Source organism: Sinorhizobium fredii USDA 205 (assembly GCF_001461695.1).
Classification (GTDB): domain Bacteria; phylum Pseudomonadota; class Alphaproteobacteria; order Rhizobiales; family Rhizobiaceae; genus Sinorhizobium; species Sinorhizobium fredii.
The window spans coordinates 54,920-75,397 of sequence record NZ_AUTC01000189.1; the positions used below are offsets into that span (position 1 = coordinate 54,920).

General features: G+C 64.2%; 19 protein-coding genes and 1 pseudogene. 10 read left to right on the top strand and 10 right to left on the bottom strand.

Translation table 11 applies throughout. The features are described from left to right. Positions 1-14 precede the first annotated feature (14 nt). A complete protein-coding gene (gene cysS, locus N181_RS26955; RefSeq protein WP_037391174.1) occupies positions 15-1,415 on the bottom strand; it encodes a cysteine--tRNA ligase in 1,401 nt (466 codons plus the stop codon). A gap of 402 nt (positions 1,416-1,817) precedes the next feature. Between cysS and N181_RS34165 the strand changes: the two genes are divergently transcribed. Next, the gene (locus tag N181_RS34165) at positions 1,818-1,988 is read left to right on the top strand and encodes a hypothetical protein (RefSeq protein ID WP_162832825.1); all 171 of its coding nucleotides are present in this window, start codon (positions 1,818-1,820) and stop codon (positions 1,986-1,988) included. On the opposite strand, the gene N181_RS26960 is transcribed toward N181_RS34165, so the two are convergent. Further along, a complete protein-coding gene (locus tag N181_RS26960; RefSeq protein WP_037391175.1) occupies positions 1,985-2,758 on the bottom strand; it encodes an SOS response-associated peptidase in 774 nt (257 codons plus the stop codon). The two genes, N181_RS34165 and N181_RS26960, sit on opposite strands and share 4 nt — an antisense overlap. 57 nt (positions 2,759-2,815) lie before the next feature. Here N181_RS26960 and N181_RS26965 point away from each other — a divergent pair, with 57 nt between their 5' ends. From N181_RS26965 to N181_RS27000, 8 genes are all read left to right on the top strand, one after another. Next, positions 2,816-3,286 carry an NUDIX hydrolase gene (locus tag N181_RS26965; protein WP_037391185.1) on the top strand — a complete coding sequence of 157 codons (471 nt, stop codon included), beginning with the start codon at positions 2,816-2,818 and terminating at the stop codon, positions 3,284-3,286. Beyond that, positions 3,283-3,720 (top strand): TIGR02301 family protein, encoded by a 438-nt coding sequence (locus tag N181_RS26970; RefSeq protein ID WP_014327799.1) that lies wholly within the window; start codon positions 3,283-3,285, stop codon positions 3,718-3,720. The genes N181_RS26965 and N181_RS26970 overlap by 4 nt, the downstream gene beginning before the upstream one ends. Positions 3,721-3,879: 159 nt before the next feature. After that, entirely contained in the window at positions 3,880-4,149 is a 270-nt protein-coding gene (locus N181_RS26975; protein WP_012707434.1) for a hypothetical protein, read from the top strand. A 14-nt stretch (positions 4,150-4,163) separates the two neighbouring features. Further along, complete coding sequence (locus N181_RS26980; RefSeq protein WP_037434526.1) at positions 4,164-4,910, top strand: hypothetical protein; 747 nt, start codon at positions 4,164-4,166, stop codon at positions 4,908-4,910. Positions 4,911-4,994: 84 nt separating this feature from the next. Beyond that, positions 4,995-5,843 carry a CAF17-like 4Fe-4S cluster assembly/insertion protein YgfZ gene (gene ygfZ, locus N181_RS26985; RefSeq protein WP_037391178.1) on the top strand — a complete coding sequence of 283 codons (849 nt, stop codon included), beginning with the start codon at positions 4,995-4,997 and terminating at the stop codon, positions 5,841-5,843. Beyond that, positions 5,840-6,448, top strand: a complete 609-nt coding sequence (locus N181_RS26990) for a YfbR-like 5'-deoxynucleotidase (RefSeq protein ID WP_037391179.1) — start codon at positions 5,840-5,842, stop codon at positions 6,446-6,448. Before ygfZ ends, N181_RS26990 begins: the two co-directional genes overlap by 4 nt. 1 nt (position 6,449) lies before the next feature. Then, positions 6,450-6,989 carry a tyrosine phosphatase family protein gene (locus N181_RS26995; protein WP_037391181.1) on the top strand — a complete coding sequence of 180 codons (540 nt, stop codon included), beginning with the start codon at positions 6,450-6,452 and terminating at the stop codon, positions 6,987-6,989. Then, positions 6,937-7,959: an NUDIX hydrolase gene (locus N181_RS27000; RefSeq protein WP_060564023.1), complete on the top strand. Its 1,023-nt coding sequence runs from the start codon at positions 6,937-6,939 to the stop codon at positions 7,957-7,959. Before N181_RS26995 ends, N181_RS27000 begins: the two co-directional genes overlap by 53 nt. 3 nt (positions 7,960-7,962) lie before the next feature. On the opposite strand, the gene N181_RS27005 is transcribed toward N181_RS27000, so the two are convergent. The 8 genes and pseudogenes from N181_RS27005 to N181_RS27040 form a co-directional block, all read right to left on the bottom strand. Then, positions 7,963-8,481 (bottom strand): superoxide dismutase family protein, encoded by a 519-nt coding sequence (locus N181_RS27005; protein WP_162129937.1) that lies wholly within the window; start codon positions 8,479-8,481, stop codon positions 7,963-7,965. 98 nt (positions 8,482-8,579) lie between these two features. Beyond that, entirely contained in the window at positions 8,580-9,482 is a 903-nt protein-coding gene (gene nadC / locus N181_RS27010; RefSeq protein ID WP_037391199.1) for a carboxylating nicotinate-nucleotide diphosphorylase, read from the bottom strand. 53 nt (positions 9,483-9,535) lie between these two features. After that, positions 9,536-11,133, bottom strand: a pseudogene (locus N181_RS27015) (L-aspartate oxidase). 52 nt (positions 11,134-11,185) lie between these two features. Continuing rightward, positions 11,186-12,265: a quinolinate synthase NadA gene (gene nadA, locus N181_RS27020; protein WP_037391193.1), complete on the bottom strand. Its 1,080-nt coding sequence runs from the start codon at positions 12,263-12,265 to the stop codon at positions 11,186-11,188. Positions 12,266-12,433: 168 nt separating this feature from the next. Then, complete coding sequence (locus N181_RS27025; protein WP_037391195.1) at positions 12,434-13,666, bottom strand: MFS transporter; 1,233 nt, start codon at positions 13,664-13,666, stop codon at positions 12,434-12,436. A 121-nt stretch (positions 13,667-13,787) separates the two neighbouring features. Beyond that, positions 13,788-14,639 carry an MOSC domain-containing protein gene (locus N181_RS27030; RefSeq protein ID WP_037391196.1) on the bottom strand — a complete coding sequence of 284 codons (852 nt, stop codon included), beginning with the start codon at positions 14,637-14,639 and terminating at the stop codon, positions 13,788-13,790. 78 nt (positions 14,640-14,717) lie between these two features. Further along, positions 14,718-15,374 carry an HD domain-containing protein gene (locus N181_RS27035; RefSeq protein WP_060564024.1) on the bottom strand — a complete coding sequence of 219 codons (657 nt, stop codon included), beginning with the start codon at positions 15,372-15,374 and terminating at the stop codon, positions 14,718-14,720. Next, entirely contained in the window at positions 15,371-18,196 is a 2,826-nt protein-coding gene (locus tag N181_RS27040; protein WP_037391204.1) for a DUF2339 domain-containing protein, read from the bottom strand. The genes N181_RS27035 and N181_RS27040 overlap by 4 nt, the downstream gene beginning before the upstream one ends. Before the next feature lie 253 nt (positions 18,197-18,449). Between N181_RS27040 and N181_RS27045 the strand changes: the two genes are divergently transcribed. Beyond that, a complete protein-coding gene (locus N181_RS27045) occupies positions 18,450-20,453 on the top strand; it encodes a PhoX family protein (protein ID WP_037391205.1) in 2,004 nt (667 codons plus the stop codon). Positions 20,454-20,478 lie beyond the last annotated feature (25 nt).

The following is a 20,478-nucleotide window of genomic DNA, read 5'->3' on the forward strand; positions in this document are numbered from 1 at the left end:
CTCCTACTGCATGCTCAGGTCTGGGACCGTTTCACTTCCCAGGTGGTCACCCGCTCGCCCGTTTCCGGATCCTTGCCATCCTTGAGCTGGATGCCGCGCGCCAGGAGATCGGCGCGGATGGCATCAGCCTCTGCATAATTCTTCGCCTTCAACAGTTCGAGGCGCGCTCGCACGCGGCCGTCGATCTCCTCGACGACCGCTTCGTCGAGTTCGATCTCCTTCGGCAGCACGCCGAGGAGCGCGGCACTTGCAGCGAAGGCGCCGAGATACTGCGCATCCGCCGAGGCCTTCTGCGCCAGGGCATGCAGCGCCTGGATCGCGGCGACGGTGTTGAGGTCGTCTGCCAGCGCAGCCACGATGGCCGCGTCCGCTTCGCCCGCCGCCTCGCCCGGCACCGGCCATCGGGAGAGCAGGTGCTCGGCCTCCTCCAGCCGCTTGATCGAGAAGTCGATCGGCTCGCGATAATGCGTCATCAGCATCGCCAGCCTCAGCACCTCGCCCGGCCATTTGCGGCCGCCAAACCTCTCCGTGTGCAGAAGCTCGTAAATGGTGACGAAATTACCCTCCGACTTCGACATCTTGCGGCCTTCGACCTGCAGGAAGCCGTTGTGCATCCAGACATTGGCCATGACATCCGTGCCGTGCGCGCAGCGCGACTGGGCGATCTCGTTCTCATGATGCGGGAAGATCAGGTCGAGCCCGCCGCCATGGATGTCGAAGACGTCGCCGAGATAGCGGCCGCTCATCGCCGAGCATTCGATGTGCCAGCCGGGCCGACCGCGGCCCCAGGGGCTGTCCCAGCCGGGCTCATGCTCCTGCGAAAGCTTCCAGAGCACGAAGTCGCCGGGATTTCTCTTGTGGGCCTCGACCGCGACCCGCGCGCCAGCCTGTTGCTCGTCCAGATTGCGCCTGGAAAGCTGGCCATAGTCCGGCATCGACCGCGTATCGAAGAGCACTTCACCCTCGGCCTGATAGGCATGGCCATTGGCGATGAGCTTCTCGATGATCTCGATCATCTGAGGGATGCTCTCGGTGGCGCGCGGCTGAACGGTCGGCTCGAGACAGCCGAGTACCGCCGCATCGTCGAGGAACTGCGTCTCGGTCTTCTCGGTGACGCGCCGGATCGCTTCGTTCAACGGCAGGCCGGGATAGTCGCGCAGGGCGCGCGCATTGATCTTGTCGTCAACGTCCGTGATGTTGCGTGCATAGATGACGCGGCTTTCGCCGTAGACGTGGCGAAGCAACCGGAACAGCACGTCGAAGACGATGATCGGCCGGGCATTGCCGATATGAGCATAGTCGTAGACGGTCGGGCCGCAGACATACATGCGGACGTTCTGAGGGTCGATCGGCCGGAAATCGGCCTTTTCCCGCGTCAGCGTGTTGTACAGCTTCAAAGTCGGCATTCCGCCCATCCCAAATCTCCAAGCCTGCATGCAACCGTCGCACTATAACGCCCGGGCGGCCCGCACGTTTGTCATCTTGGATTTCGGGAGACGAAAACGGCCAGGCCAGCGGATCGCTAGCGAATAATCTTCCGGCAAATAATGCAGATAACCGTTTTCATGGCGACCCTTATCGCGCGTCATATGGCGCCGGTCAAGAGGCCAGCCGCATGCAAGCAACGGTGGGCATCAACACAAGTCCGCGGCCATGGATTTGTCACGATTTGGCTCGACCGGGATCGCCACGCGAGAACGTGATTCGCGACGCTGCGTCGATCATGTTTCCCGCGGAACAAGGAGAAACGCCGTTTTCGGGCACAAAAGCGACGACGAAGCGTTTCCGATATAGGAAGCATCAAGGAGAACATGCAGATGAAACCCGCCAAGACTCCCGGCTCCAAGCCCCCCGCGGCCGATCTCGTGGCGCAATATCGGCCGCTTGGCCTCAAGGCCGTGCTCGCCGCCTGCCTGCAGGCCAAGGCCAAACCTGCCGGCAAGAAAACTCGTCAAGCGCCCCGCGTGACAGGCCAGAACGCGCCCTAAAAGAGCGTCAACTGTCCGTCGTCCTTTTCGCGGTCGGCGGAAGCTCCTTTCGTCAAGATCGATGCTATGGGTGCGACTTCGTCCTGGAGGTCAGGCCCCGTATTCGCAACCTTGTTGACCTTGTCGGACACGGGAACCGCCTCGAAATAGTCCTCCGGCGCCGGAGCCAGAAGGTCCGCCACGTCGCGCGGCTCCTGTGTCCGGCAGTCCAGCCATCGCGTGAATTCCTCCGGCGGAATCACGACCGGCATGCGATCATGGATGTGCCGGATCGTCTTGTTCGCGCCCGTGGTGAGAACGGCGGCGGTATCGACTTCGGAACCGTCAGCGGATGACCAAGTCTCCATAAGGCCGGCGAAGGCGACGATGCCGCCGTTCTTCGGCCGGACCCAATAGGCCTGCGAGGCTTCACGGCTGCCTTTCGGCGGACGATGCCACTCATAGAATCCGGATGCCGGCACCAGAATGCGACGGTGGCGCATCGAAGCGCGGAAGGCGGCCTTCTCCGTCGCGGTCTCGGCGCGCGCATTGATGAGCAGTGGAAAGCTGCGCGGATCCTTCACCCAGCCCGGCGTGAGGCCCCAGCGGACCAGCATTGCCTTGCGGTCGGGCAGGTTGCTGCCCGGCTCCGCCCGTTCGGAAGCGACGATGATGAGGATCGGCTGGCTCGGCGCGATGTTGAACCTCGCCGGGAAGTCTTCCACCTTCAGCAGGCCAAACAGTTCCAACAATTCTTCGGGGCTCGCCGTCAGCGCAAAACGTCCGCACATGACAGGGGTGTGGCACTTCACGTAGGATGGGTCAACGACCATATGAATTCAGATGCGATGACACGCCAGCCCCAACTCGCCTCCTCCGCCATCATCGAACGCAACGGGCGCTACCTGCTCGTCCGCCGGGCCAATCCGCCGTCGGCCGACATGTATGCCTTTCCGGGCGGTCGGGCGGAGCCGGGTGAGACCCCCGCCGCAACCGCCTTGCGCGAACTCGCCGAAGAGACCGGGATCTGTGGCCGCGACCCGGTGCTTTTCGAGACCTATGACCTCGTTCCGAGCCAGGCGGAGAGCCGGCATTTCCTGCTCTCCGTCTTCACGGTGGAGGCAGATTCCGATTGCGATGCCGTTGCCTCGGACGATGCGGCAGATGCAGGCTGGTTCACGCCGGAGGAAATCTTCGCCCTGCCCATTCCGGAGAGCGTCCGTCATTGTGTGGAAAAACTGGCCCGCATGCGGCCGTCGATCCATCCGAGCCGCGACGCTCTTGCAAGCGGAACCGATTCGGATTTGATGGACCCATGACCTTCGCGCCGCTCATGTTCCGACTTCTCCTCGCCGGCACCGCGCTCGCAATCGCAGCGGGAGCCGCCGCGCAGGAGACCGCCCCCCCGGAAACGCAAGCCGCCGCGCCGCCTCAAGTCGAAGGCAAGCCCCCGCCCTATGAGCAGCGCCTCGTCCGCCTGGCCGAAATCCTCGGGTCGGTCCACTATCTGCGCAATCTCTGCCTCAGCCAGCCGGAAGACAGCTGGCGCCGCTCGATGCAGCAGTTGATCGACAAGGAGACCGCCGACGAGCCGAAGCGGCGCGAGCGGATGACGGCCGCGTTCAACCGCGGGTATAGGACCTTCGCCTCGGTCTACACAGCCTGCACGGAGCCCGCGACACTCGCCGAGGAGCGATACCGTGCCGAAGGTGCAACACTTGCTTCTGAAATCGTCGCGCGCTTTGGAAATTAGCCCGATATTAACCTCTTTTTCCGCCGACCCGTGTCGTTTCGGGAAAAGGCTGCTAAAGTCCGTTAAGAGAGTGGTAAGAAGTGACCGGCCCGTCTGCCCGTTCAGTTGCGGTTCAGCGAAGAGGCGCTAGGTTGGCCAAGTGCACGTGATGGAAGCCGCATGGAACGAATGATGGAACCAAGCCTGACCGACATCGACGACATGATCGTCCATGAGAAAATGCAGGCGGCGCTGGAACACCAGAACGAAGCCTGGGCGGACGGCATGGCGGATGGGATCGAGCCGGAAATCATTGCCGACGCGGCAATTGCGCTGGCCATGCGCGAAACCATTCGGCTGCATGGCGAAGAGGGCGCCGAGGCCATGCTGAATTCGCTTCGCGAGCGCATGCTCGCCGGAGAATTCTCGCCACAGCGGTCAATCCAATAGCATCAGGACTGCCCATGACCCGGAACCTTGCAGGCCGTGCCGGAGCGGCGCGCCTCGTCATGCTGTTGCTGGCGGGCGCCGTTTTCTGCGTCCCGATGGCGGCTCCGGCTGCGTTCGCATTGAGTGAACTCAAGGGCGCCCCTCCTCCTGCTCCCGCTGATAGCGCCGAGAACTCGGCGCCGACGGAGTCGCCCGAGGGCGAACCGGAAGAACCGCTCGAAATCCCGATGCCCGATCCGCTCGTCGACAAGGCCGCGACCGAAACCAAGGATGCCGCGCCCGAAGTGGTCCAGCCGGTCGAAGTTCTGGCAGACGTCTCGAAAATTCCGGCTCCGGTCGCCCGCATGCGCGAGCTCATCGTCGAGGCAGCCGCCTCCGGCGACATCGAGCGGCTGCGTCCCCTGCTTGGCAAGGGGCCGACCCAGACGCAGGTGAGCGGCAGCGGCGGCGAGGAAGACCCGATCGCAACACTGAAAGGTCTTTCCGGCGACCAGGATGGCGTCGAAATCCTCGCGATCCTGCTCGATGTTCTTTCGACCGGCTTCGTCCTTGCCGACAAGGGCACGCCGGAGGAAGCCTATGTCTGGCCCTATTTCGCCGAAAAGCCGTTGGCTTCGCTGACGCCTCCGGAAAAGGTCGACCTGTTCCGACTGGTGACCGCCGGCGATTTCGCCGGCATGGAAGAATTGGGCAACTACAATTTCTACCGCGTCGGGATCACGCCCGACGGCCAGTGGAAATTCTTCGTCGCCGGCGATTGATTAGGTCAGGAACCTGAGCCTGCTCGCTTGCCCTTCAGCGGCGGAAATCCTACCTCTTCGACAAAGAGAACGGGATTCAAAACCATGCCCAAGCTTTGCCTCGACGACCGCGCAATCATCAGCCTTTCCGGCAAGGACGCTGACGCGCTGCTGCAGGGTCTGATCACCACCGACCTCGGCGCGCTGGCTGAGGACGAAGTGAGGCCAGGAGCGCTGCTGACGCCGCAGGGCAAGATCCTCTTCGACTTCCTGATCTCCCGCGATGGAGAGGCATTGCGGGTCGAAACGTCCCTCGACCAGGTCGAGGCGCTGTTGAAGCGTCTGACCATGTACAAGCTGCGATCGGCGGTGGAGCTCTCCCTTCTCACGCCGGCGCCGGTCGCGGTCGTCTTCGGGGAGGAACGGCCCGACAGCAGCTATCGCGACCATCGGTTCGAGAAGGCCGGGTTGCCCGTATTCCGTCTCTATCGCTCAATCGCGGGCGCTAAGGCCAGCGTCGCCGACTACGATCGTCTGCGGATCGCGACCGGTGTCGCCGCGGTGAACCGGGATTACGCGCTGCAGGATGCCTTTCCGCATGACGTCCTGATGGACCTGAACGGTGGCCTCTCCTTCCGCAAGGGCTGCTATGTCGGCCAGGAGGTCGTCTCACGGATGCAGCACCGAGGCACGGCGCGTCGCCGTGTCGTCATCGTCGCCAGTGAGGCGGAACTCCCACCAACGGGGACGAGCCTTGCCATCAACGGAAGACCGATCGGGTCTCTCGGCACCGTCCAGGGCAAGGCGGGGCTCGCAATCGTGCGCATCGACAAGGCGGGCGAAGCTATTGCCAAGGGCGACCCGATCCTCGCCGGCGAGGTGCCGGTTACGCTGAAGCTGCCTGGCTGGACCGGTCTTGCCTTTCCGGCCGAGGCGGACGAGGCGAGCGCATGATGAATGCGCGCGCGTGGCAGCGGATGCTTTCCGGCCGGCGGCTCGATCTGCTCGATCCCTCGCCGCTCGACGTCGAGCTTTCGGATATCGCCCACGGGCTTGCCCGGGTGGCCCGGTGGAACGGCCAGACGGTTGGCGATCACGCCTTTTCGGTTGCCCAGCATAGCCTGTTGGTCGAGGATATTTTTCGCCGCACCAACCGCTGCAACGCGGCCGATTGCCTGATGGCACTTCTCCACGATGCACCCGAATATGTCATCGGCGACATGATTTCGCCGTTCAAGGCCGTGGTCGGCGGCGGATACAAGGCGGTCGAGAGGCGGCTCGAAAGCGCCGTCCATCTGCGCTTCGGCCTGCCGCCTCACACGCCCAAGGAGCTCAAGGAGCGGATCAAGAAAGCCGATCGCGTCGCCGCCTATTTCGAAGCGACGGAACTTGCCGGCTTTTCACCGGAGGAGGCGCGCAAGTTCTTCGGCCAGCCGCGCGGCGTGACGCGCGAGACGCTGCTGATCGACCCCTTGCCGGCGGTCGATGCTCAACGGCTTTTCGCCGAGCGCTTCACGTCGCTGGAGGCGGAGCACATCAGGACGAGCCAGGAGGCCTGACATGACAGGCATCGTCGTCTCGCCGCTCGGCCGCATCGCAGAAATGGCAGTCCGCCACGGCTGCCGCGAAATGCTCAGCCTGATGGCCAAGGGGCAGGATTTTCACCGGCCCGGCATAATCGAGCGAGACAAACATCTGACGATCGGCGTCAACGACATCAGCTTTGCCGGAACCGGCGACCTGATTGCGCCGCAGGAGGCGCATGTCGTGCAGATCATCGACTTCGCCCGCAAGTGGGACCGCTCGCGGCCACTGCTCGTCCATTGCTGGATGGGGGTCTCCCGCTCGCCGGCCGCGGCGCTGATCGCGGCGCTGGCCGTCGCGCCGGACCAGGATGACGCGGCTCTCGCATTACGCTTGCGGCTCGCCTCACCCTTTGCCACGCCGAATGCGCGGCTTGTGGAGATCGGCGACGAAGCGCTGTCGCGACAGGGAAGGCTCGTCGCCGCGGTGCGAGCGATCGGCCGCGGGGCCGACGCCGACGGCAATGCTCCCTTCCTCCTGCCTCTCCTTCCGAAAGATGAGCGCCATGCAGGTTGAGGGGGTGCCGGTCACCGTCGAGATTGGCCTCAACGCGGTCATCGTCGCCGTCGTCAACCGCAGTCCGCGCATTCTCGCGGTCAGCGAAACGGACGGCGACACGCGCGACAGCCTGCCCTTCGGCCCCTTCGATCCGGCGCGCCACCGCACGTTCGAGGCGAGCCTGCGCGCCCGCGTCGAAAAACGAACGGCGCTGAAGCTCGGCTATATCGAACAGCTCTATACCTTCGGCGACCGCGGACGCCAGCGCCTGCCGGGTGAAGAAGGCAAGCACATGGTCTCCGTCGGCTACCTGGCGCTGACCCGTACCGATGCCGAAAACAACGAGAGGCTGGCGGAGGCCGGCGCCCATTGGCGGGACTGGTACGGCTATCTGCCCTGGGAAGACTGGCGGCAGGGACGTCCTGCAGTGCTCGACCAGACGATCCTGCCAGCCCTTGCCCGCTGGGAAGCCGGTCTTGCCGGCGACGAGAGATCCGCGGCAAACGTACAACGCCGGTCGCGCGTGCGGCTGGCGTTCGGCCTCGACGATTTTCCGTGGGACGAGGAGCGCGTGCTGGAACGCTACGAACTGCTCTATGAAGCGGGGCTGGTGCGCGAGGCGGTGATCGACGGCCATTGCCGCGAAACGGACAAGCCAGCGGCGGGGCTGGCGATGCGGCACGACCATCGCCGCATCGTCGCAACGGCCGTCGCCCGGCTGCGTGGCAAGATCAAGTACCGGCCGGTGGTTTTCGAACTGATGCCGCCGGAATTCACCCTTACGGATCTTCAGGCGACGGTCGAGGCGATCTCCGGCCGCCATCTGCACAAGCAGAACTTCCGCCGGCTGGTCGAGGGCGCGGAACTGGTCGAGCCAACGGGAGGATCGCTCGCCTCGACTGGCGGCCGGCCGGCCGCGCTCTTCCGCTTCCGACGACAGATCCTCGATGAACGCCCTGCGCCCGGCCTCAAGGTGGGTGGACGGTGAATTCTACTTAATGACCGCGCAGGCGAGACGGTCGCCGGCATCTCCGGCCGGCTGGCTGCGGTTGTCGTCGGAGCGTGCATGGATGACCAGGGCACGTCCGCGAATGGCCGTTCGCTTGTCGTCGAGCGAGACGAAGCTGTTGAACACCTGGGCACGCAATACGCCGTCGGCCCCGACGAACTGATTGGGCATGTCGCCGGCATGCGGGCCGTGGGCAGCGAGGAAGCCGTGCTCGGCGCCCTCATCTCCGTCGAGAAAATGCTTGCCGGCAGACTCGAAGCCGTCTGCGACGTCGCATCGCCCCGTTTCGTGAACATGGAAGGCCACCCAGGTATCCTTGGGAAGGCCGCTGACCTCCATCTCGATCAGCACACCCTTGCCGCCAGAGGTCAATGTCGCCCGTCCGGTGTCCGTGCCGTCCTTGCCGACGAATTCGGCCGTCGCCGTCTGCGATGATTGTTGCGCCGAGGCAGCCGCCGCCAGCCCCACGGCAGCGGCGAGCGCGATTACCACCCTGATCATCATCGTTCCTTCCTCGCTGTCGGTTTGAGAAGCAACGCGCGGTTGCCCATCTCGTTCCAACGGCAATTTCGGAGATAGGCCGGTAGACGAGCCCGCAGTCAGACCGAAATATCGAGCCCGATGTCGAGGGTCGGTGCCGCCATGGTGATCTTCGACGTCGAGATATAGTCGACGCCGGTCTCGGCGATCGCGCGGATCGTCTCGATCTTGACATTGCCGGACGCCTCGAGCCGGGTGCGGCGCGGGTCGTCAGCATAGGCGGCGGCGCTCAGCCCCCAATGTCCGGCATTGACGGCCACCGCCTCGCGCAGGAGCTCCGGGCCCATATTGTCGAGCAGGATGACGTCGGGTGCGGCGGTCAGCGCCTCGCGCATCTGCGCCAGCCCCTCCACTTCGACCTCGACCTTGACCAGATGCCCGCAATAGGCACGGGCCGCACGGATGGCGCCGGCGACACCGCCTGAAACTGCGATATGATTGTCCTTGATCAGCACCGCGTCATCCAGGCCGTAGCGATGGTTGGAGCCCCCGCCGAGCCGAACGGCGTATTTCTCGAGCGCCCGAAGGCCGGGAATGGTCTTGCGGGTGCAGCAGACCTTCGCCGCCGTATGGGCGATTTCGTCGGCGAACTTCGCCGTGTAGCTGGCAATCCCGGAAAGGTGCATGAGGAAATTGAGGGCGACCCGCTCGCCCGAAAGCACGCCCCGCGCCCGACCGGAGATGCGCGCAATCGTGGTGCCCGGTGCGACGCGATCGCCATCGGCAACCAGCGCTTCGAAGCGGATCGAAGGCTCGACGAGGCGGAAGGCAGTGCGCGCCAGCTCCAGTCCGGCAACGACGCCCGCTTCGCGCACGCTCATCGTCGCGGTCGCCGTCATGTCCGGTCCGATGGTCGCCAAGGTGGTAATGTCGCCGGCTCGGCCGAGGTCTTCGAGGAGCGCAGCTTTCACCTGCTCCTCGACCATGAGGGCGGGCAGTTCCGGAAGTAGGGCGACGGTCATGAGCTTCTTTCCGATTTCGTCGTTTGTCTGCGCGGCAGAAAGAGCCGCCGGCGTCACGCCGACTCCGTCTCAGCGGCCTCGGCGGCCAGGCGCTCCGCCTGCGCGAGCGTCAGATAGGTGCGCCGCTGCCATTCTGGACGCTCCTCCGGGCAATCGGCGCGGAAATGTCCGCCGCGGCTTTCGGTGCGCTGCAGGGCGGCGACGGCGATGAGTTTGGCCGTGGTGATGATATTGGCGAAGCGCAGCCGCGTATTGACCCGCTCCAGTTCGGCGATCTCGCGGATCGCCTGCAGCAGGCCTTCCCGCGTGCGCACAACGCCGACGCATTCGCTCATCAACCCGCGCAGTCGCTTGAAGGGTGGGCTGTCCTCGACGGTCACCGGATCGTCGTTCTCGCCGGCATTGTCTCCCCATTCCGTCAGTTTCGGAGTCGGGAGCGTACCCTTGATGTTTTCGGCAATCCGCGCCGCGAAGACCACCGCCTCGAGCAGCGAGTTGGAGGCAAGCCGATTGGCGCCATGGACGCCTGTCGAGGTCACCTCGCCGGCCGCCCAGAGGCCATCGATCGAGGTGCGGCCTTCGCCGTCGGTCAGCACGCCGCCCATGTGGTAATGGACCGCCGGAGCGACCGGGATCGGTTGCGTCACCGGATCGATCCCAGCCGCCATGCAGGAGGCATAGACGGTCGGGAACATGTCCGGGAAATGCTTGCCGATCGCCTTGGTGCAGTCGAGGAAGGCGCCGCGCCCGGCCTTGACTTCGTCAAAGACGCCGCGGGAAACGACGTCGCGCGGTGCAAGCTCGCCATCCGGATGGATATCGAGCATGAAGCGGCGGCCCTTCGAATTGACGAGGATCGCACCGTCGCCGCGCAAAGCCTCGGTCGCGAGCGGTGCCGGATCCTTGCCGATGTCGATCGCGGTCGGGTGGAACTGCACGAATTCCGGATCGGCGATGATCGCACCCGCCCGTGCCGCCATGCCGACGCCTTGGCCGCAGGCTTCCCAGGGATTGGTGGTGACGGCGTAAAGGTGGCCGAGGCCGCCGGAGCAAAGCACGACGGCGCGGGCCGGGAAGGAAACGCGGGTCTTCGACTGGCCGGCATCCGGCCGCGCGAAACGCCGGAAATGAAGCGCCCCTCGCGCACCAGTTCCTCGACCACATAGCCTTCGATGACGCGGATCGACGGGGTCCTGCGCACGGCGGCGATCAGCGCCTCCATGATCGCCTTGCCGGCCATGTCGCCCTTGACGCGCACGATGCGCCGCTCGGAATGCGCCGCCTCGCGCGACAAGACCAGCTTGCCCTCGAGATCCCGGTCGAAGGGCACGCCATATTCAAGCAAATCGTGGATGCGCGCCGGACCTTCGGCAACCATCATCCGGGTCATCTTCTCGTCGACGATGCCGGCCCCTGCGGCCATGGTATCGGCGACATGCTTCTCAAACGTATCGCCGGTGCTCATCGCCGCGGCGATCCCGCCTTGGGCCCAGGCGGAGGAGGCACCGTGGCCGATCGGCGCGGCGGCAAGAATGGTGACGGGACGCGGCGCCAGCTTCAGCGCGCAGAAAAGTCCGGCAAGGCCGCCGCCGACGATGACGATGTCATCGATCCCGTTGAAGGATTGCGGACGAAAATGGTCGGTCAGCATGGCTTGGTAACTCCTCCAACGGCCCTGCATGCACTGGGCGGCCCAGTGCCGATTACTGCTTGAGGTTCACCATTCGCTCGACGGCAAGGCGTGCACGGTCGGCGATCGCCGGATCAACCAGAACCTCTTCCCTCATGTTGAGCAGGCTGTCGAGAATTTTCGGCAGCGTGATGCGCTTCATGTGCGGACAGAGGTTGCACGGCTTGACGAAATCGACGCCTTGAACTTCCGCCTGAATGTTCGACGCCATCGAGCATTCGGTGACGAGCAGCACCCGCTGCGGCCGCTTGTCCTTGACATAGTTGATCATACCCGAGGTGGAGCCGGAGAAATCACAGACTTCGATCACATCCGGATGGCATTCGGGATGGCCGATGATCTCGATGCCGGGATTGGCCTCCTTGTAGGCGAGAAGCTCGGCCGCCGTGAAGCGCTCATGAACCTCGCAATGGCCCTTCCAGGTCAGGATTTTTTTATTGGTGTGACGTGCAACGTTCATCGCCAGGTATTCGTCCGGAATGCAGAGCACCGTGTCGGATTCGAGACTCTCGACAACGGCGAGCACGTTGGACGAGGTGCAGCAGATATCCGTCTCCGCCTTCACGTCCGCCGAGGTGTTGACATAGGTGACGACCGGCACGCCGGGATAGCGCTCTTTGAGCAGCCGCACATCGGCGCCGGTGATCGATTCGGAAAGCGAGCAGCCGGCCTTGGCATCGGGGATCAGCACGGTCTTTTCCGGATTGAGCAGCTTCGAGGTCTCCGCCATGAAGTGCACGCCGCACTGAACGATGATCTCGGCGTCGACCTTGGTAGCGTCGCGGGCGAGTTGCAGCGAATCGCCGACGATGTCGGCAACACAGTGAAAAATGTCCGGCGTCTGGTAGTTGTGCGCCAGGATGACGGCGTTGCGCTCTTTCTTCAGCCGGTTGATCGCATGCACGTAGGGTGCATAGGCCGCCCACTCGAATGCCGGAATGAAGTCCTTGACCTTCTCGTAGAGATGCTCGGTCTCGCGGGCGATCGCCGGCGTGTAAGTGAGGTCGGGCCTCTCGATGACGCCGTAGCGCGCAGCGGCGCTGACGAACGCTGGGGCGGGTGCTGCGCCCGCGCGAAGGTCAAGACTGGTCATCGAGCTCTCCTCTCTCGCCATTTCCGGTTACTAATTATGCTCAAACTGAGCATAATTAGGTCAAAACAAAAGCGGCTGAGCCGCCGGGGACTGATTTAGAAAGTTTTGTGACAGATTTCAAGGATCGAATGTCGCGCCCGAGATATTCTCGGGCGCATCGGATCGGCTTCAAGCCACGACCGGGCGCGCGACGCCTCTCTCCTCGATCGGCCAATGGACGATCGCCGCAAAGACGCCGAGCGCGACCCCCAGCCACCAGACCGGATCGTAGGATCCAAGCCGATCATAGAGATAGCCGCCCATCCAGACGCCGAGGAAGGAGCCGACCTGGTGCGAGAGGAAGACGATGCCGCCGAGCAGCCCGAGATGGCGGGTGCCGAACATGATGGCCACCAATGCGTTGGTCGGCGGCACCGTCGACAGCCACAACAGTCCCATAACGATCGCGAAGATGACCACAGAGGTCGGCGACTGGGGCAGAAGCAGGAAGGCCGCGACGGCAATCGAGCGACCCAGGTAGATCCACACCAGGAAATACGGCTTGGAATAGCGCTGGCTGATGAAGCCGGCCGATAGCGAGCCGATGATGTTGAAGAAGCCGATCAAAGCGAGCGCGATGACCGCATAGCGCGCATCGATGCCGATATCGCCGAGATAGGCGGGGAAATGCGCCGTGATGAAGGCGACCTGATAGCCGCAGACGAAGAAACCGGAGACAAGCAGCAGATAGCTCCTGTGTCCAAAAGCTTCCTTTATAGCCTCGCCGACGGTCTGCTTGGACAGCGCTTCGGAATGCCGTCCGGACATGGCATTGCCGCGCAACGGAATGGCGAAGAGCGGCACGAGCAGCATCAGGAAGCCGAGATAGACGAGACTGTCGGACCAGCCATAGGCGGAAATGAGCCCTTGGCTCAGCGGCGCAAACAGGAACATGCCGGCCGACCCCGCCGCCGTACCGATGCCGAAGACGAACGAACGGTGATGGGGCGCGACATTGCGCGCGAAGGCGGAGAGCACGATGCCGAAGGAACCGGAAGCAACGCCGAGACCGACGAGGACGCCGCCGCCGACATGCAGCCAGATCGGCGCACTGGCGAAGGCCATGATGAACAGACCGCTGGAATAGAGAAGACCGGATAGCGCCAGCATGCGCCAGGTGCCAAACTTGTCAGCCAGTGCCCCGAAGAAGGGCTGGCCGAGGCCCCAGAAGAGATTCTGGATGGCCATGGCAAGGCCGAAGGTCGTCCGATCCCAGCCGGTGTCGGCGAGCATCGGCAACTGAAAGAAGCCCATGGCCGAACGCGGACCGAAGGTCAGCATCGCGATCATGGAACCGGCAGCGATGATCAGCCAAGGCAGGTGATCAGTCGCATGCTTGGCGGCTGGGGTGGCAGCGGACATAGGAAGCTCCGATTTTTTGAGGGGCCATCCTATGGCGGCGCACAATCTGCGCAAAGCCAAATTAATTGACGATGCAATCACAGGAATTGATGGCGGACCGCGCGAAGCCGTGAAATGCGGCTCAACCGGCGCTGCGTATCTTCATCGGCCAACGCTCGGTGCGTCGGCTCACAACCCTGGCCTCGTCGGCGATCCTGACGATCCCCTCGCCCCTTGGCACGGCATTCCAGCCGAAGAGCACGCCCGGCACGCGGCGATCCGCGGACATGCGCTTTTCCGCGAGCCCCTGAATCGGATTGCCGCCGATGCGTTCGCCGGTCGTCTGATCCTGCGTGGTCATGATGCATCGCGCGCAGGGTTTGACGAGATCAAAGGCGATGCCGGCGATCTCAAGGCTTTCCCACAGGTCTTCGGCCCAGGGCTCATCGCAGTCGACGAGGATGTTGGTGCGGAAGCGCTCCATGCCGACCGGCTCCTGGCCCTTCTCGACGAGCGTTCGGTTGAGGTCTGCCAGCGAACCGGTCGTCGTGATCAGAACCGGAAAGCCGTCGGCGAACCCGACCGGCGCGGCGGTGCCGGCCCATTCGGCGCCGACGAAGCGCTCGGCCTCCTCGTCCATATGCACGAGCTTGACCGGCCGCCCGAACCAGGCCGACAGCGTTTCGTTCGCGTCGTCATCGGCAAGGGCAGCATTCACGTCGCTTGACCAGACGCGAACATCGACCCGGCTCTCCGGATCGAAGCGGACGGAGATTTCGTTGTCATTCATCTTCAGGTGAAGGCCGCCATCGATGTGCGTCGCTTCGACCTGAGCCAGCGCCTGTAGTTCGCGCTGGGTGATGAACTGGCCATCAGGCTCGACGACCATGAATCGCCGGTCGCCTGCCAACCCGTCGAGATTGACCGTCACGGCGGTTTGCGGCACGGCGCGACCGCTTTTCAAGGGGTGGATGTTGAGACCGGTGACTTTCATCGCGGCTTTCCAGGTTCAGAGATTGATTCAGGCCGCTCGCGATCTGATTCACCGCGCGGCAACAACATGTTGAAACAATTAGATTTCATCGAGCAGCATGGCAAGCACGCTGCGCAGCCGCGTTTGCCGCTCCAGCGCCAGGCGGCGCCCCGCTGCGGTCTGGAAACCGTCGGCGAGACGGAAGAGCTTCGTTTCGAAATGGTCGATCGCAAAGGCCTTGTCGTCGAGCGGCCTGTCCTCGGCCAAGGGATCGAGCGGATCGTAGAGACCGCTTCCCATGCGACCGGCGATATAGAAGCAGCGCGCGGCACCCACCATACCGATCGCGTCGAGCCGGTCCGCGTCCTGCAGGATCTTCGCTTCGAGCGTCTCGGGCGCCATGTTGGCGGAGAAGCTGTGGGTCAAAATGGCATGGGCGACGGCTGAAATTTCCAGCGTGCGCCAGCGGAGGCCGTCCAGGATTTGCCATGCCTTTTCGGCGGCGAGCCGCGATGCCCCGGCCCTGAGCGGCGAATTCTTCTCGACGGCGACGCAATCGTGCAACAGCACGGCGGCGGCGAGCTGCCGGCTGTCGCCGCCCTCCTCCGCCTGTATGCGTGCCGCGTTCTTCCAGACCCGAACGAGGTGGGCGGCGTCATGGGAGCCGTCGTCGCCGGAGAATGCATGCGGCAGAAGCTCGCCGGCAAGCTCGTCATGCGGTGCGAAGGCGGCGGCGAGAGCGTGAAGGCGCGTCATGCTTGGCTCGCTCCCTCTCTCGGCTCAGTCGCGATCGATCCAGGCGGGTCAGCCGAACCGTTCCCGCTGCTGGATAGGATCCTCTGGTAGAAGAGCCCGATGCCGATCAGCACGCCGCCGAGGCCGATGAAGGAGAGCGCCCGCAAGAAGCCCTCGAGGTTGGACATGTCGACGAGGAAGACCTTGAGCACGGCAATGAACACCAGTACGGCCGAAGCGATGCGGATGCTCTTGGCGTTGAAGCGCGATCCCACCACGAGAAGCAGAACGCCGAGCAGCAGCCAGACCACCGAGTAGGTGTAGGTCTCTCCCTGCAGGAAACCCTTCCAGTCGGCCACGCTTTCTCCCTGCCAGAAGCGGCGCACGCTCAACGTCGCCCAGGCGAAGGCAAGCACCGCGCCGCTCACTGCAAGCGCCATAACGTAGGGCTGTGGGCGCCTGCCCCGCGCATACCAGGCAAGGCCGACATAGCCGATAGCGGGCAGCAGATAGCCGATGAAGAGCAGGTCGAAGAACGGAATTCTGCCGAGCAACTCGCCGCTGAAATAAGGGTTCAAACCCACGAGATGCGCCGAGAGCACCGACAGCATCGAGAGCACGCCGAGCGCTATTCCGCCGGAGCGGAATACCGGGCTTGGCGATCTCCCGTCGAGCGTCATGAAAATGCCGGAGGCGCCGATGGCAAGCAGCGTGTAGATCGCCTGCTCGCCGAGCGTCGGAACGGAACTGTCAAGCACGCCGCCGTTCATCGCATGGCGCACGAGGATTGCGAGCGTCAGGAGCACGAAGAGGCTCGCGAGCGCCTGCAGCAGATTGCGCACGCGCATATCCGCAGAAGCGCGCAGGAAGTAGGCGCAACCGACGAGCAGCAGTGCTGGAATGCCGTATCCCGGCAGAAGGGCGTTGAAGACCGGCGTCGTTCCGAGACTGCCGGGGCCGACGATCGTCGGCTCCCAGGCGATCCGCGCCAGGACAACGATGGCGGCGGCGACGGTCACCCAGGGCAGAACCGGCCAGGAGCGGAGGCGTCTTGCAAAGGTGTAGCCCGCGCCGAGGAGCGCGATGGCGAGCGTCGTGACCAACCCGTCCGTCCAGGCGTGCAGGCCGACGACAAAGAGGCCGAAGGAGCCCACTGCCAGCAGACCGGCCGCAAGATCGAGCTCCCTCCCTTCGGCGTCGCGGCGAGAGATCCATTCGACGAGGCCAAGAAGGAATAGCCCGCCCGCGAAGGCGGCAAGCCCGTGCGGCAGGTCGAAGGCGAACTGGCCCGTCATCAGGAACGACATGCCGACAAGCGTGCCGGGCACGACGGCCGCGATGCCGGCCCAAAGAACTGCAAAGTGTCGCTGCTCGGCGAACCGCGCAAGCACGGCCGACGCGAGCAGGAGAAAAAGCCCTGCAAGTACCATCGCCGTCAGCATCGCCGTCCGGCCGGGAACGACGATCTGCGGTGTGGCCAATGTCGGATCGAGATAGGCAAGTACGCCGCTAAGGGCAGTCAGCGTCCACGTGCCGACGACTGCGCCGAGCGCAGCGAGCAGCGCCGGATAAACTGCCGTAGCCCGCACGGCACCGGCGCCGGCAAGAACGGCGACTACGACCACGAATTCGGCGACCGGGAACCGCGCCGCCGCAACGGCCGGGCTGATGAAAAGCAGCGCGAGGAGTGTTGCCACGATCGCCGCCGACAGCGAGATCGCCGCATAGGGCGGCGTGAAGAGCCGCTCCCAGGGACCCGGGGTTGCGGCTGGCGGCACGCTCGTCTCTGTTGTTGCGCGGGCTTCGCGTTCTACGCCGCCGGGCCAGAGCAAACTGACGCCGGCGATCATGATGACAAGTGCAGCGGTCACCGGCGGGGCTTCGAAAGGCGCAGCCAGCGCGACATAGGCCAGCCCCCACAGGCCCAGGCCAGCATTGGCGAGCGTTGGCACGACCGTCCAATGGCGCAGGCGAGAGGCTGCGAGCGTCGCGAACCAGGCGATCGCCAAGAACCCGAACAGCACCCATGGCCGCGGCTCGCCGCTCGAGACAAACAAGGGCGTGAGCAACGACGCCAGAAGACCGAGCCCGGCAAGCGCCTGGCCGTGCAACAGTGAGAGGCCGACGGTCGCCAGCGATATCAGCGCCAGCAACGCGAAAGCGGCGGCCGTACCGATGTAGTCGTAAATGCCGTGCGCCGCATAGACGACGCCGAACAGCGTGACGGCACCGGCCGCGGTCAGCACGCCGGGGATCATCGCATTGCGAAACCGGTCGGCGATCGTCGGCACCGCCCGGCGGCGGATCACTTCGCCGGCCATCCCGAGCGCAAGGCCGAAGATCGCGGCGAGCGTCAGGCGAACCGCCGGGCTCAGGAGCCCTGCTTCGATCGAATACTGCACCAGGAAATAACCGCCAAGCGCGAGCGCAAGCCCGCCGACCCAGACCGGCCAGCGACCGCCGATCCGGCTCTCGAGGCTCTCCGCGGACCGCGCGGCAACGGCTTCGGCGGCCGCGACGTCGGCGGGCTCGCCGCTTGCCGTCGTCTCTGCGCCCTCTGCGCCCGATGGGGCGCTGCCGAAAATACGGGCACCCTCGCGCGCCTGCGACCAAGGGCCCTGGACCGCCTCTCCCTCGATCTCGGGTGAAGTTGGAGCCTCGGTCTCTGTTCGCGCGGAGGCCGCATGGTCCGGGACGACGTCTTCGGCGGCCCGCGTCGCGAGCCGGGCGATCTCCGCCTTCAGGCTCTCGATTTCGGCGTCCAACCGGTCCGCATTCCTGCGGCCGCTCAGAAAGGCGGCCAGCGCCATGGCAAAGGCAACAAGCGCTATGAGTTCAAGCATGTGTCCCCCGACAGCACGACGACCCGTGCACGATTCGCACAGGTTAGCCCGGAATGCCAGCCGAGGCATCCCGCTTGAATATCCTCTTCCTCGCAACCGCAGGTCTTTGGCGCGGGGGCAAATGCCTTCAGGGGCAGAAGAGCCGTAATCTCTTCATCGAATTGTCGCAGAACTGTCATGAGCTAGCTGATAGAGCGACAATGGACGCCGGCCACCGGCGGCGCTTCTATCGTCCTCAACGGGGAGAATGACCATGGACAAGCATCTCGGCTCGACGGAAGAAACCGAATTCAAGACGCTGACGGAACGCAGGGAAGAACTGGAAGACGTCGGCCAGAACTGTTCCACCAACCCGACCATGGGTGACATCATCAACCGCCGCTTCTCGCGTCGGTCGTTCCTTGGTGGCTCGCTCGCCGTGGCGGCCATTTCCACGACCGTCAGTCCGCTTGCACTGCTGACGGCCGACGAAGCGCGGGCCAGCGACAGCGCTTCGCCTTTCGACTTCACGGAGATCGAGGCCGGCGTCGATGAGAAGCATCACGTCGCCGAAGGATACGATGCCGACGTCCTGCTGCGCTGGGGCGACAAGATCTTCGCCGACAGCCCGGAATTCGATCCGCTCAAGCAGACGGCCGAAGCGCAGAGCCGCCAGTTCGGCTACAACAACGATTATGTCGGCTTCATCCCGCTCGACGGCAGTCCGGACCACGGCCTCCTGGTCGTCAACCACGAGTACACGAATGCGGAGATCATGTTCCCGAACTTCGCTCGCGTCGAGAAAGTGACGGAGGACGGCAAGGAGGAAGACAAGGTCGTTCTCGGCGAATACACCAAGGAACTGGTCGACATCGAAATGGCCGCCCATGGCGGCACGGTCATCGAGATCCGCAAGGTGGACGGCAAGTGGCAGCCCGTCCTCGACGGCAAGTACAATCGCCGCATCACCGTCAACACCGAAATGCAGCTTTCCGGTCCGGTGGCCGGCCATGATCGCGTCAAGACCTCTGCCGATCCGACCGGCAAGAAGGTCTTCGGGACGATCAACAACTGCGCCGGCGGCGTCACCGCCTGGGGCACCTACATGATGGCCGAAGAAAACTTCAACGGCTATTTCGACGGCGAGCTCGCCGAAGATCATCCGGAATTCAAGCAGCTGAAGCGCCTCGGCGCGCCGGGCGGGCAATATGCGTGGTCGAAGTTCTACGACCGCTTCGACGTGTCGAAGGATCCGAACGAAGCGAACCGCTTCGGCTGGGTCGTCGAGGTCGACCCGCTCGACCCGTCCTCTGTGCCGAAGAAGCGCACCGCCGTCGGACGTTTCAAGCACGAGGGCTGCGAATCGATCGTCAACAAGGACGGCCGGGTCGTCCTCTACAGCGGCGACGACGAGCGCTACGACTATGTCTACAAGTTCGTGACGAAGGGCACCTACAATCCGAACGACCGCGCCGCCAATATGGAGCTCTTCGACGAGGGCACGCTCTACGTGGCGAAGTTCGACGAGGACGGCACCGTCACCTGGATGCCGATCATCCATGGCGAAGGGCCGCTGACGGCCGAGAACGGCTTTGCCTCGCAGGCCGATGTGCTGATCAACACGCGGCTTGCCGCCGATGCGCTCGGCGCGACCAAGATGGACCGGCCCGAAGACATCCAGCCCAATGCGAAGACCGGCAAGGTCTATGTCATGCTGACCAACAATACGAAGCGCAAGGAGGAAGAGGCGGACGCTGCCAATCCGCGCGCCAAGAACGCCTTCGGCCACATTGTGGAGATTTCGGAGACGGACGGAGACTTCGCCTCGACGAAATCCAAGTGGGACATTCTATTGAAGTGCGGCGACCCGAGCGTTGCGGATGTGGGCGCCTCCTTCTCGACGGCGACGACGAAGAACGGCTGGTTCGGCATGCCGGACAATTGCGCGATCGACGCGGATGGCCGCCTGTGGGTTTCGACCGACGGCAACAACGAGAAGGAGACGGGCCGCGCCGATGGCGTCTGGGCGATCGAAACCGAAGGCGAAGGCCGCGGCACATCGAAGCTGTTCTTCCGGGTGCCGGTCGGCGCGGAAATGTGCGGTCCGAGCTTCAACCCGACGAGTGACACCTTCTTCCTCGCGGTGCAGCATCCGGGCGATGCCGGCCTTGCCACCTATGAAAAGCCGGCAACGCGCTGGCCCGACTTCCGCGACGACATGCCGGTGCGCCCGGCCGTGGTCGCCGTGACCAGGCAGGGCGGCGGCAAGATCGCCTAAGGCAGGCTTTTGGCTGAATACAGGC

Excerpts from the sequence above, each read along its gene's own strand:
- cysS (WP_037391174.1), bottom strand. The coding sequence starts at position 1,415 with ATGGGCGGAATGCCGACTTTGAAGCTGTACAACACGCTGACGCGGGAA.
- N181_RS34165 (WP_162832825.1), top strand. The coding sequence starts at position 1,818 with ATGAAACCCGCCAAGACTCCCGGCTCCAAGCCCCCCGCGGCCGATCTC.
- N181_RS26960 (WP_037391175.1), bottom strand. The coding sequence starts at position 2,758 with ATGTGCGGACGTTTTGCGCTGACGGCGAGCCCCGAAGAATTGTTGGAA.
- N181_RS26965 (WP_037391185.1), top strand. The coding sequence starts at position 2,816 with ATGACACGCCAGCCCCAACTCGCCTCCTCCGCCATCATCGAACGCAAC.
- N181_RS26970 (WP_014327799.1), top strand. The coding sequence starts at position 3,283 with ATGACCTTCGCGCCGCTCATGTTCCGACTTCTCCTCGCCGGCACCGCG.
- N181_RS26975 (WP_012707434.1), top strand. The coding sequence starts at position 3,880 with ATGGAACGAATGATGGAACCAAGCCTGACCGACATCGACGACATGATC.
- N181_RS26980 (WP_037434526.1), top strand. The coding sequence starts at position 4,164 with ATGACCCGGAACCTTGCAGGCCGTGCCGGAGCGGCGCGCCTCGTCATG.
- ygfZ (WP_037391178.1), top strand. The coding sequence starts at position 4,995 with ATGCCCAAGCTTTGCCTCGACGACCGCGCAATCATCAGCCTTTCCGGC.
- N181_RS26990 (WP_037391179.1), top strand. The coding sequence starts at position 5,840 with ATGATGAATGCGCGCGCGTGGCAGCGGATGCTTTCCGGCCGGCGGCTC.
- N181_RS26995 (WP_037391181.1), top strand. The coding sequence starts at position 6,450 with ATGACAGGCATCGTCGTCTCGCCGCTCGGCCGCATCGCAGAAATGGCA.
- N181_RS27000 (WP_060564023.1), top strand. The coding sequence starts at position 6,937 with ATGCTCCCTTCCTCCTGCCTCTCCTTCCGAAAGATGAGCGCCATGCAG.
- N181_RS27005 (WP_162129937.1), bottom strand. The coding sequence starts at position 8,481 with ATGATCAGGGTGGTAATCGCGCTCGCCGCTGCCGTGGGGCTGGCGGCG.
- nadC (WP_037391199.1), bottom strand. The coding sequence starts at position 9,482 with ATGACCGTCGCCCTACTTCCGGAACTGCCCGCCCTCATGGTCGAGGAG.
- nadA (WP_037391193.1), bottom strand. The coding sequence starts at position 12,265 with ATGACCAGTCTTGACCTTCGCGCGGGCGCAGCACCCGCCCCAGCGTTC.
- N181_RS27025 (WP_037391195.1), bottom strand. The coding sequence starts at position 13,666 with ATGTCCGCTGCCACCCCAGCCGCCAAGCATGCGACTGATCACCTGCCT.
- N181_RS27030 (WP_037391196.1), bottom strand. The coding sequence starts at position 14,639 with ATGAAAGTCACCGGTCTCAACATCCACCCCTTGAAAAGCGGTCGCGCC.
- N181_RS27035 (WP_060564024.1), bottom strand. The coding sequence starts at position 15,374 with ATGACGCGCCTTCACGCTCTCGCCGCCGCCTTCGCACCGCATGACGAG.
- N181_RS27040 (WP_037391204.1), bottom strand. The coding sequence starts at position 18,196 with ATGCTTGAACTCATAGCGCTTGTTGCCTTTGCCATGGCGCTGGCCGCC.
- N181_RS27045 (WP_037391205.1), top strand. The coding sequence starts at position 18,450 with ATGGACAAGCATCTCGGCTCGACGGAAGAAACCGAATTCAAGACGCTG.